Annotated in this window: 11 protein-coding genes; 3 read left to right on the forward strand and 8 right to left on the reverse strand. The window is 44.7% G+C overall.

Annotated features, from left to right (window positions below; translation table 11 throughout):
• Positions 1-260: 260 nt before the first annotated feature.
• Positions 261-1,661: a Si-specific NAD(P)(+) transhydrogenase gene (sthA, locus tag BCT81_RS09805; protein ID WP_102424011.1), complete on the forward strand. Its 1,401-nt coding sequence runs from the start codon at positions 261-263 to the stop codon at positions 1,659-1,661.
• A 171-nt stretch (positions 1,662-1,832) separates the two neighbouring features.
• Here the strand turns inward: sthA and dinF are convergent, their stop codons facing one another.
• From dinF to BCT81_RS09830, 4 genes are all read right to left on the reverse strand, one after another.
• Positions 1,833-3,188 carry an MATE family efflux transporter DinF gene (gene dinF / locus BCT81_RS09810; RefSeq protein ID WP_198596875.1) on the reverse strand — a complete coding sequence of 452 codons (1,356 nt, stop codon included), beginning with the start codon at positions 3,186-3,188 and terminating at the stop codon, positions 1,833-1,835.
• Positions 3,189-3,307: 119 nt separating this feature from the next.
• Positions 3,308-4,186 carry a class I SAM-dependent methyltransferase gene (locus tag BCT81_RS09815; RefSeq protein WP_102424012.1) on the reverse strand — a complete coding sequence of 293 codons (879 nt, stop codon included), beginning with the start codon at positions 4,184-4,186 and terminating at the stop codon, positions 3,308-3,310.
• 97 nt (positions 4,187-4,283) lie between these two features.
• On the reverse strand, positions 4,284-4,904 hold the full coding sequence (gene lexA, locus BCT81_RS09820) for a transcriptional repressor LexA (protein WP_004740541.1): 621 nt from the start codon (positions 4,902-4,904) through the stop codon (positions 4,284-4,286).
• A gap of 94 nt (positions 4,905-4,998) precedes the next feature.
• A complete protein-coding gene (locus BCT81_RS09830; protein ID WP_102424013.1) occupies positions 4,999-5,361 on the reverse strand; it encodes a diacylglycerol kinase in 363 nt (120 codons plus the stop codon).
• A 221-nt stretch (positions 5,362-5,582) separates the two neighbouring features.
• Here BCT81_RS09830 and plsB point away from each other — a divergent pair, with 221 nt between their 5' ends.
• Positions 5,583-8,006, forward strand: coding sequence for a glycerol-3-phosphate 1-O-acyltransferase PlsB (gene plsB / locus BCT81_RS09835; RefSeq protein ID WP_102424014.1), 2,424 nt, complete (start codon positions 5,583-5,585; stop codon positions 8,004-8,006).
• A gap of 100 nt (positions 8,007-8,106) precedes the next feature.
• On the opposite strand, the gene ubiA is transcribed toward plsB, so the two are convergent.
• On the reverse strand, positions 8,107-8,961 hold the full coding sequence (gene ubiA, locus BCT81_RS09840) for a 4-hydroxybenzoate octaprenyltransferase (RefSeq protein ID WP_008224247.1): 855 nt from the start codon (positions 8,959-8,961) through the stop codon (positions 8,107-8,109).
• Positions 8,962-9,501: a chorismate lyase gene (locus tag BCT81_RS09845; protein ID WP_162884274.1), complete on the reverse strand. Its 540-nt coding sequence runs from the start codon at positions 9,499-9,501 to the stop codon at positions 8,962-8,964.
• A gap of 161 nt (positions 9,502-9,662) precedes the next feature.
• Here BCT81_RS09845 and BCT81_RS09850 point away from each other — a divergent pair, with 161 nt between their 5' ends.
• Positions 9,663-10,070: a flagellar basal body-associated protein FliL gene (locus BCT81_RS09850; RefSeq protein ID WP_004740536.1), complete on the forward strand. Its 408-nt coding sequence runs from the start codon at positions 9,663-9,665 to the stop codon at positions 10,068-10,070.
• A 71-nt stretch (positions 10,071-10,141) separates the two neighbouring features.
• Here BCT81_RS09850 and glpG read toward each other — a convergent pair whose 3' ends face one another.
• The gene (gene glpG / locus BCT81_RS09855) at positions 10,142-10,984 is read right to left on the reverse strand and encodes a rhomboid family intramembrane serine protease GlpG (RefSeq protein ID WP_102424015.1); all 843 of its coding nucleotides are present in this window, start codon (positions 10,982-10,984) and stop codon (positions 10,142-10,144) included.
• Positions 10,985-11,032: 48 nt separating this feature from the next.
• Positions 11,033-11,353: a thiosulfate sulfurtransferase GlpE gene (glpE, locus tag BCT81_RS09860; protein ID WP_004740534.1), complete on the reverse strand. Its 321-nt coding sequence runs from the start codon at positions 11,351-11,353 to the stop codon at positions 11,033-11,035.
• Between the last annotated feature and the right edge of the window lie 421 nt (positions 11,354-11,774).

The following is an 11,774-nucleotide window of genomic DNA, read 5'->3' on the forward strand; positions in this document are numbered from 1 at the left end:
TCACTTATTTATATAAGATACTCCGGTTATATAAGACACCAAACACGCCTCTTTGTTCACGTACCGCAGTAAATACGTTCGCAGAAAAAATTTCAATATCCACACCGCCATTTGGAGACATACGACATACCAAATATTATTTTTTCGCTAGCACTGCGTGATCCCGCCGACTCTCTGATGTCCTTTTCATGTACGCAAGAACAGAATCAGTTAAAATCCCGCTACAGCAATGTTAATCAAATATAACAAGGAAGATATCTATGCCACACTCCAACCACTTTGATGTAATCGTAATTGGTAGTGGCCCCGGAGGCGAAGGGGCAGCGATGGGATTAACCAAAGCCGGGTTGAACGTTGCAATCATTGAAAAAGAGAGCAGCGTTGGTGGTGGTTGTACCCACTGGGGAACCATTCCTTCAAAAGCTCTGCGTCATGCTGTAAGTCGTATTATCGAATTCAATAACAACCCTCTGTTCTGTCAGAACAACAAAAGCATTCACTCGACGTTTTCCAATATTCTGGGGCATGCGAAATCCGTTATCGATAAACAGACACGACTGCGCCAAGGTTTCTACGATCGTAACCAATGTACACTAGTATTTGGTACAGCGCGCTTTATTGATTCTCACTCTATTTCTGTAATGCAAAGTGATGGTACGGAAGAGCACTACAGTGCTGACAAGTTTGTCATTGCGACGGGGTCTCGCCCTTATCAACCAGAGAACGTCGACTTTCTGCATGAACGTATCTACGACAGCGACTCCATTCTTTCTCTTAAACATGACCCTCAACACATCATCATCTATGGTGCCGGTGTTATCGGTTGTGAGTACGCGTCTATCTTCCGTGGTTTGGGTGTAAAGACCGATCTCATTAATACTCGAGATCGCCTGCTGTCATTCCTAGATAATGAAACCTCTGATGCGCTTTCTTACCACTTCTGGAACAGTGGCGTTGTAATTCGTAACGATGAAACCTTTGAGAAAATCGAAGGGACTGATGATGGCGTGATCATTCACCTAGAGTCAGGCAAAAAGATGCGTGCAGACTGCTTACTGTATGCCAATGGTCGAACCGGTAACACTGACAAACTGAACTTAGGTGCGGTTGGTCTAGAGGCAGACTCTCGTGGTCAGGTATCAGTAAACACCAATTACCAAACCAACGTTGACCATGTATACGCGGTCGGTGATGTGATTGGCTACCCTAGCCTGGCAAGTGCTGCTTATGACCAAGGTCGTTTTGTTGCACAAGCGATTGTTAAAGGTGAGGCTGAAGGTCACTTGATTGAAGATATCCCAACTGGAATCTACACCATTCCTGAAATCAGCTCAGTCGGTAAAACCGAGCAAGAGCTGACAGCAGCAAAAGTACCTTATGAAGTAGGACGTTCTTCATTTAAACACTTAGCTCGAGCTCAAATCGCGGGTAAAGACATCGGTAGTTTGAAGATTCTGTTCCACCGTGAAACCAAAGAAATTCTGGGTATCCACGTATTTGGTGAGCGTGCCGCAGAAATCATTCACATCGGCCAAGCAATCATGGAGCAAAAAGGAGAAGCGAATACTATCGAGTACTTCGTTAATACCACCTTTAACTACCCTACTATGGCCGAGGCGTATCGTGTTGCCGCTCTTAACGGCCTTAACCGTTTGTTCTAAATAAAGAACTAACAGGAGTATTTGACCACCCATAGGCCAAACACATAAATAGCAAGCCATGAGCTTGCTGTTTTTATTTAAGGTATTGAAAAATATAGCACCGAGAGTAATTAGATCATGATGTTCTAAATGCCCTTTGACCTGTACACCTTTTATTTTTACCCATTAGAACTAAGCGAGAAATTCGCCCTTCTTCCACTGAGAAACAAATAACACACCAAGGCCAATACCGCGTATTGCCATAAAGCTCAGCATCGCAAGCCACAGAGCATGATTTTCTAAACTGGACGCTAGGAAGAAAATAGCAAAGAAGCTGCAGGTCGCGACAAACATACTATTACGCATGTCCTTGCCTTTGGTTGCTCCAACAAAAATACCATCGAGTAAGAAGCACCACATTGAAACCAGCGGCATTGCGATTAACCAAGGCAGATACACCTCAGCTTGGCTTTTTACATCTGGGATGGTGGTAATCATGTTAATTAGGTTTGACCCAGCTATCGCGAACACTAAGGTAAGAACCACACAAATATTGAAGCTCCAAAAGAAAGTGCCAATCAACGACTGATTTAATTCATCTTTGTCTTTCGCTCCTATCGCCTTACCCACCATGGCTTCCATCGCGTAGGCAAAACCATCCATCCCGTAAGAGATGATCATCAGGAAACTCATCAATACCGCATTGGCTGCCACGACATCATCACCAAAGCTTGCTCCTTGGAAAGTCATGAAAGTAAACGTGGCTTGCAGACATAAAGAACGCAGGAAAATATCGCGATTCAGTTTTACGAAGCGACTTAAACCTTGGCTAGTTTTCTTAATCAAAGCCCACGGTGATGGCAACTGTCTCTTTAGCCAGATCCGATAAACGCAGATCAGTCCAAACGTTAAGCCTGCATAATCAGCCAATACCGATGCCAGTGCAGCACCTTCCACCTGCCAACCGAAACCAATCACAAAAACTACGTCCAACACGATATTGGTGATGTTAGTGATAATCACCATCCACATCGGCGCTTTTGCATTCTGAGTTCCAAGTAGCCAACCCAAAATAACGAAATTCGTCAGTGCAGCCGGTGCACTCCATGCTCGAGTCGAGAAATACTGTTGACCGTAATGTTTTACTTGATCACTGGCACTGCTTAATGAAAAAACCAGATCAGCCACTAAGCCATGTAAGAGCAAGAAAATACCAGCAAGCCCAAGAGCCATGGTCACGCCCTGCACGAAGACTAAACCAAGCTGCTTGCCATCATTTGCACCGTACGATTGTGCGGCAAGGCCGGTTGTCGACATGCGTAAAAAACCGAGTAACCAGAAAGTCACACTGATCATGGTGCCACCTAACGCCACACCTCCTAGGTACCAAGAATGTTCTAAGTGACCGATAACAGCAGCATCCACTAAACCCAGCAGTGGAACAGTAATATTAGAAAGCACCATCGGGATCGCGAGCAACAGCACTTGTTTGTGCATAGCTTGGTTGGATAGCGTTTGGAAAATAGTTTGGGGATTAAATAGCTTCACGATCACCTCTTTAATTAGAGGCGATAGTTTAACCTAGTGAGTGTGCTTTCACTATGTTGTGAGATTTTGGCTTATGACAGATGTGGCTTCGAGTATGTGTAAGTAGTACCGCTCTAGCGCTACCACTTCACTAGTACCAGCTGCGGCGTTAAACGTTTTTTAACCTGGGAAATTTTGCACAATAGTCGCTGCCATAACTTCCAACGATTACATTGCTGCTCTAATGGCGAAAATGCTTTAACCCACTGTGCCCACGGTAGCCAATTAAGAATGCTGTCGACTGGAGAAGATAAGCCATGTGCATAGTCACCAGAGCCCAGCTTCTTACCTAAAGTGCTTGAGCTCTTATCGCCCGCCAATACAACACACGCATGTGCATGAGTGAAGTAACGGCTCAGCGATTGAATAAAGTGCGCAGTTTGCTGCTCATTGCAATCCAGCAGTGCATGTTCACACACCACCATTACCGAAGCTTGCTCTGGAATATTGAGTTCATCTAACCAAGTCAGGTCATCTACTGAACCACATTCCAAGCGGTAGCGTTCATTTTTGTGGAACAAACGTTGTCGCCAAAGTAGGTTCTCGGTCATGTCCAGCTCTACCCAGTGACAGCGGCCATTGTCTAATCGATAAAAACGGGTGTCGAGACCAGCCCCCACATTAATAATCCATGCATCTGGGTTGTGAGATAGGAACTGCTGAACTTGAGAATCGCAAAGTTGAGTCAAGGTTGCGTAGAGAAGTTGTTGTTGGTCGAGTTCACCAGTAAGGCATTCTGGCGCTAATTGACAACGCTTACAGGCCTGAGCTGCAATAGGGTCATAGACTAGACCATCATCGGCAAGGCTTTCTCGGCTGCGAAACCAAAGGTGTTGAACGAGGTTTATCGGAACTTGAAGTTCTTGATGTGCAGACGCTTGATCAGCAGAAACCTTTTGATCAGAGGAGCGCGGCTTAGCCATAAACGGCTTTATTTGAGGCTTGGTTTGAATTGGCATCATCATCTTCCTTGTATCTCGACAAAGAAGATGATAATGAATATCAATTGCAATAACAAGTTATTGAGAATAAATATCAATAAGATGTTTGTACTGATTACATCCAGTCCGTATTACGAATAATACCAACAGCAAGACCTTCAATAGACAAGTGTTGAGATTCTAGATCGACACGGATTGGAGAAAACTCTTCGTTTTCAGCGTGTAACAGCACTGTAGAACCTTTACGTTCTAGACGTTTTACCGTTACATCATCATCAACACGAGCAACCACAACCTGACCATCACGGACATCTTGGGTTTTGTGAACAGCAAGCAGGTCACCATCCATAATACCGATGTCTTTCATACTTTCGCCATTTACGCGAAGTAAGAAGTCAGCTTGAGGTTTAAACATGCCTGGATCGACTTGGTAATGCATTTCTACATGCTCTTGAGCCAAGATAGGCTCACCAGCGGCAACCTGACCGATCAGAGGCAGACCTTGCTCTTCGTTTGCTGCATCTTCAAGCAAAATACGAATACCACGAGACGCACCCGGGATAATCTCAATCGCTTCTTTACGAGCAAGAGCTTTCAAATGTTCTTCTGCAGCATTTGCAGAACGGAAGCCTAATTCACGGGCAATTTCTGCACGTGTCGGTGGCATACCGGAATCTTCAATCTTACCTTTGATAAGGTCAAAGACTTGTTGTTGGCGGGGCGTTAACGGCTTCATGATTCACCTGTCTTTTTATACAGTTGACTGTGAGTATATCCAGTAACTGGACAAAAGCAAAGCAATTGGTTGTTTTTAGTTCATTTTTCGCTAATTACAAAACCAAGATCTCGAACCACACATAAGCCGCTAGCGCTAAACAGATGAAAACAGCTGCCGAACCAACATCTTTCGCCATTCCTGAAAGCTCATGATGTTCACTCCCAATACGATCTACAACCGCTTCAATTGCAGTATTAATGAGCTCAACAACCATCACCAGCACGATCGAGGACACCATTAAGATTCGTTCTACATGGCTCACATCGAGGTAAAACGCCAACGGAATCAGCACCGCAGCCATGAATACTTCTTGTCGAAAGGCCGCCTCGTTTTTAAACGAACTTGTGATGCCTTGCCATGAAAAGCCCGCTGCTTTCACGATACGTTTAAATCCGGTGTTTGATTTTTTGGTCATTTTTAACCCTATACTCAATCAGTCGATGAATGATATTCCACAAACTTAACGGCAATATGACTATTTCCATTAAAAGGTTAGACCAGTTTCTGGTATTCTTGCATCGATTAAATTTACGCCTAGGCTTATCCCTATTTTACTTGAAGGGGTTACCCTCTCTCATCATAGAAATAGAGATACGCTTAAGCACATTGAAATAACTATTGAGGCTGTGAACCTATATGTCTTCTGGACAATCTTTTTCACGTTCATTAATGAAGCTACCTTTATCCGTATTGGTAAAAGGCACATCAATCCCTTCGAATCCAGTTGAAGATTTGAACATTGATTTAGGCAAACCAATTGTATACGCCTTACCGTTTCGCTCAAGCGTCGACCTACTGACACTACAAAAGCATGCGCTAGAACTGGGTTTACCGGATCCATTAAGCAAGCTTGAAATCAGTGGTAAATCACTGCCACGCTACGTTTTTATCTCTTCACGCAAAACGCTGCTACAAGATGATGATTACGTCCCAGCCTCTTCTATTGAAGTCTTCTCTGAGCTGCTTGCACTGCATGCTGACGACTCAGAGCTGGATGTGCAAGTTATCCCTGCAACGGTATTGTGGGGCCGTAAGCCTGGTAAAGAGAATAACCAGAAGCCTTACCTACAAGCAATGAACGGCTTAGAGAAATCAATCGCTGTTTTAATTGCTGGCCGCGACTGCCTAGTACGATTCAGCCCTGTGGTATCTCTGCGTTACATGGCAAACTCACACGGCACCGACAGCACTATCGCACACAAGCTGGCGCGTGTAGCTCGCATTCACTTCTCACGCCAAAAACTGGCAGCCTCTGGCCCTAACCTGCCAAGCCGTCAAGCATTGTTCGATCGCCTACTAAAATCAGAAGCGATCAAGAAGGCGATTGAAGACGAAGCGAAGTCAAAGAACATCTCCATTGAGAAAGCGAGCAAAGAAGCTCAGGACATCATGGATGAGATCGCAGCGAACTTCTCTTACTCACTGATCAAACGTGGCGAGAAGATTCTAGGTTGGTTGTGGAACAAACTGTACCAAGGCCTGCATATCAACAACGCTTCAACCGTTCGTAAGCTGGCACAAGATGGTCACGAGATTGTTTATGTCCCTTGTCACCGCAGCCATATGGACTACTTACTGTTGTCTTATGTGCTTTACCATGAAGGTATGGTTCCTCCGCATATCGCTGCGGGTATCAACTTGAATTTCTTCCCTGCCGGTCCGATTTTCCGTCACGGTGGTGCGTTCTTCATTCGTCGTAGCTTTAAAGGTAATAAGCTGTACTCAACGATCTTCCGTGAGTACCTAGCTGAGCTGTTCGCTAAAGGCTACTCGGTAGAATACTTTAGTGAAGGTGGCCGTTCTCGTACGGGTCGTCTGCTACAAGCGAAAACCGGCATGCTAGCGATGACAATTCAGGCAATGCTGCGTGGTATGAACCGCCCAGTAACGTTAGTTCCTGTTTACATCGGCTACGAGCACGTAATGGAAGTAGCGACTTACGCAAAAGAACTACGTGGTAAGCGCAAAGAGAAAGAAAACGCGAGCCTAGTGATTCGTACTATCCGTAAGCTACGTAACTTTGGTAAAGGCTACGTGAACTTCGGTGAGCCGATTCAGCTTAACCAATACCTGAATGAGCATTCTCCAGAGTGGACGAAAGACATCGATCCAATGGGCACCAGCAAGCCACAGTGGATGACGCCAGTAGTTAATGACTTGGCAACCAAGATGATGACACACATCAACGATGCGGCAGCGACCAACGCACTGACATTATGTGCAACCGCTCTGCTTGCATCACGTCAGCGTGCATTGTCTCGCGATTCTTTGGTATCTCAAATCAACTGCTACCTGTCTCTACTTAACAATGTGCCTTACTCAGACACATTTACGGTACCGAAAGACAGTGCGGAAGAGTTGGTGAAACATGCAGAGTCTCTGAACAAGTTCTTGATTGAGTCAGACTCAATGGGTGACATTATTTCACTAGACCGTCACCAATCGATTCTGATGACTTACTACCGCAACAACATCATTCACCTGTTTGCGCTGCCATCGTTAATTGCTCAGATGACTATTCGTCAGCACGGCTTAACGATCGATGCAATTCAAAAGAATGTCGCGGCAATCTACCCGTTCTTGAAGAAAGAGCTATTCCTGAGCTACGACGAAGAGCAGCTTGAAGGTGTGGTGTCGAACATCATCGATGAATTGGTTAACCAAGGCATGCTAGTTGTGTCTGATAATCAAGTCACCATCAACCAATCGAACAGCCAAGCGCTAATGCTACTAGGTCGTACGATTTCAGAGACACTTCAGCGTTACTCGATTGCTCTTAACCTATTGGCAGAGAATCCGGAACTGGATAAATCTGATCTTGAACAGAAGAGCCAAGACATTGCACAACGCCTAGGTCGCCTGCAAGGTATCAACGCACCTGAGTTCTTCGATAAAGGTGTATTTGCTTCGATGTTCGCTACGCTCAAGCAACAGCAATACCTGGATAACGACGGTAATTGCGACTTAGAGAAAACTCAGCAATTCGCTAAGCTTCTTTACTCAATGCTTTACCCAGAAGTTCGCTTAACGATTCAAGAGAGCATCCACCAAGCAGAGTAATTTGTTGTCTGGCACGCTTTAAGCGCTAAGCTGAAAACCATCAAAAAAGGCACCCATTGTGGGTGCCTTTTTATTTGTGCTCTTGTTATCAAACCATCGCTTACCAAAAAGTGATGAACAAACCGATGGTGACGGCCATTCCTACATAATTGTTATTAAGGAAAGCCTGGAAGCATAAATCTCTATCGCGATGACGCATCAGGTGTTGTTGATAAACAAACAAGCCGCCTGCTACCAACAATGCCCAATAGAAGGTGTCACCTAGGTGGTAATGCATGCCTAATGCAATCAACATCGCTAAGGTCACTAACTGCAGCGAGCCAACAATCAGTTTGTCAAAACGGCCAAATAAAATCGCTGTCGACTTGATGCCAATCTTAAGATCATCGTCTCGGTCAACCATCGCATATTGGGTGTCGTAAGCAATTGTCCACAGTGCATTAATCACGAAGATAAACCAAACGATACTTGGTAGCTCATTGGTTTGTGCAGCCCATGCCATTGGAATAGCCCAGCTAAACGCCAAACCAAGGAACAACTGTGGAAGATGCGTAAAACGCTTCATGAAAGGATAAATAAACGCTAGGCCCACCCCAATAAAAGAGAGCTTAATGGTCAGCGGGTTCATGGTCAGTACTAGCAAGAATGAAATCACGGCTAGTACTAAAAAAAGGATAACGGCTTCTTTACTCGACACCAAACCAGACGGCAGTGGGCGCTGCTTAGTACGCTTTACATGACCATCCACCTTACGGTCAGCAAAATCATTAATCACGCAGCCTGCTGAACGCATTAGTACCACACCTAATACAAAGACGACTAATACATCCAAGTCTGGCATACCTTGTGCGGCGATAATCAACGACCATAACGTAGGCCAAAGGAGTAACAAGGTACCAATCGGGCGATTCATTCGCGTTAATTGCCAGTACGCTTTCGCTTTGGTGGCAAGCATTTACACACTCTCCTTAGAGTAAATGGGTGATGTTGGTAAAAACAGTTCTGCTACAAGCATCGGTTTATGGTTCATCCATAATCGAGAGCGGCGTGCGAGTAATCGTTCGTCGCCAGCGATAACCCAACCGACTTGCAGCGCGTCTCGCTCGACGTTTTCCGCACTAAAAACGGTCAACCCTAACGGGACATTACCTTGTTGAGAAAGGTCTGAATGCTGATCTTCTAATGTCACTCGAGGAATTAAGGTTCGGCCTAATACCCATGGTTCATCATCCCCATTCAAAATTACTTTGCGAAGTAAGCAATCAGACGATGATAAAAGGTGCTGCTCATCTTGTTGCACAATTGAGCGTTCTACAACTTGATTGTGAAGCAACTCCACAGACAGATGTTGGCAACACTTACCCAACTTACGGGAAAGAGAACCTTGCTCCATCAGCCACTCTTTGGTGGTTTCATTAGGAAAATCAAATGTTTCTGTACTTTGCCAATCTACATTCATTAAAGAATTAAGATACAGCGATATTGGCTGATTCATACTAGTATTCAATAGGTGACTTTACACGTACAATAAAGCTTCAACTTTCGAACAAAATTAAAGCGTCTTCGAATTGTAAACGTATTTAGATTTAGACCGTTCATTGTAACAAGACTAATGCGTTTCGAATATCGCGAATAAACTAAAGAAAAGTCACAAATATGCACAAACGTTATGTAGCCCAAATATTTCTTGCGATTACTCTACTCTTTTCAGCATCAAGTTTCGCAGAAGAGGAATCGGAACCTAAACTAGCCTACTTCACGCTAGAGCCAGACCTGACCACCAATTTTTACACTAAAGGTAAAAAACTGGGCTACATTCAAGTTCGTCTCGATATCATGGTGGCGAATAGCAAAGATTTAGCAACCATCGAGCATCACCAACCATTGATTCGTGATGCAGTAATCGAGCTATTGGGCAAACAAAACGAAGAGACGATTAAGTCACTGTCCGGTCGTGAAGATTTAAGAAAAACGTTAGTTGAGCATCTCAACAAGATTTTACTTCCAGAGACGGGCAAAACCCTGATTGCGGATTTGCTGTTTACCAAATACCTCTATCAGTAACAGCGGGTATAAAACGAATCTAAAAAAAGCGGCTCATTTGGCCGCTTTTTTGTTTCTATCGATGCTAGGAACTAACTTCTTGCCGATTTCGGCGCTTTCATTGAATCAACGAAGCCGATAATAACACCCGCCGCTAGACCCGCTAGGTGAGCGGTATTGGCGATCGCCATAAATGGCTGCATGTACCCAAGTACCAACCACACCAGCATAAAGCCAACGATCTGTCTTGGGATTCCCAAACCAAGTTGCGGTGCTTTTGCGCCCACCACCCACAGGTAGCCAACCAGGGCATACACAACACCAGATAAGCCACCGAAGTTGGCCCCTTCAACCCAGTATTGCCCAGCTCCCGACAACGCCGAAGAGACTGCAAAGATCTGAAGCAACTTAAGACCACCTAACTTTTTCTCAATATCTCCACCCAGTTGCCACCACCACAAAATATTGAAAGCGATGTGCATAACCGAGAAATGAAGCACGGCATGGCTCAACCAACGCCACAATTGCCACTGCTGCCCGTCCACCGCCGGGAAGTGCAACGCATTGAAAATCGCTTGGCCAAAACCGATCTGCTGAAGTGCAAAAATCACCACGCACACCAACATGATGCTAAGTGTAACAGGGCCGGCCTTGGCTTTTATCATCCCCATGAAGCTAGGCGTGTGATAATGGAAGTGACTCTTTCTAGTCTCAGCCATATCCCAAGAGGCCGCTTGGTAGCGTTTATGATTGGGGTCCGACAAGAAGCGGTTGAGCTCCGCTTCTGTTTCAACTTGAAACTGGCCATCAAGCAGCCAAAGCGCAAAGCGCCCTTCTCCCTCAGGTGACATCTGAATAGGGATCTGGCGAGAAGCCATGTAATCAATAAATGCTTGAGCAAGACGTGGATTGTCTAACACCATCAGTCTAATCATTGTTATTTCCTATTCATGCTATGAGAGATGTTTAAGCGATAAAGGTCATTAGCCAGCAATCACAGGAAGTTCAGCACGGTGCCATGCTTCGAAGCCACCATCAACACTATATACCTCTTCAAAGCCTTGGTTCACTAAATATTGTGCCGCACCTTGGCTACTAATGCCGTGGTAACACATTACCAAAATAGGTTGTTCAAACTCCACCTCATCCATAAACGAGACCATAGTGTCGTTTGTGAGGTGATAAGCGGTTTTTGAGTGAGCAACCGCGAAAGATTGCGGGTCGCGGATATCAACAAGTCGAGCTTGGCCTTGTTCAATAAGGGCCTGAGCACCTTGCACGTCGATATGTTTAAACTGGTCCATGACTTTCTCTTTTTATACTGATTTACTTTGCTGCCATTGTAACCTATCCCAAGGCTAACAATCACATCCACTTAATAAGGTTATCCACCAGCGATCACTTTTACACCATTTGTGGATAAATCTGTGAATTGCGTGAATAAAGTGCCTTTTAAAAAATAGATCCACAACATGTAGTGATGATCCTGATCTAACTGTGGGTTAACTAAAACATATCCCCACTCAAAAAACACGCTCAAAGCCTTACTACACCCTGCTTTTAGACAGCTGACGAATAAACTTGTCACAGAGTTATCCACAAAATCATTTTGCAAATTACGATCGCAAAAGTTGAGAATTCGATCCAAAACAAAAAGGCCGAGATCTCTCGATCTCGGCCTTTTCAAAATTCAGTTTTTTGCTAGCTACTATTTAGAAACTAAGT

It is taken from the genome of Vibrio sp. 10N.261.52.A1, assembly GCF_002876325.1.
Classification (GTDB): Bacteria; Pseudomonadota; Gammaproteobacteria; order Enterobacterales; family Vibrionaceae; genus Vibrio; species Vibrio chagasii.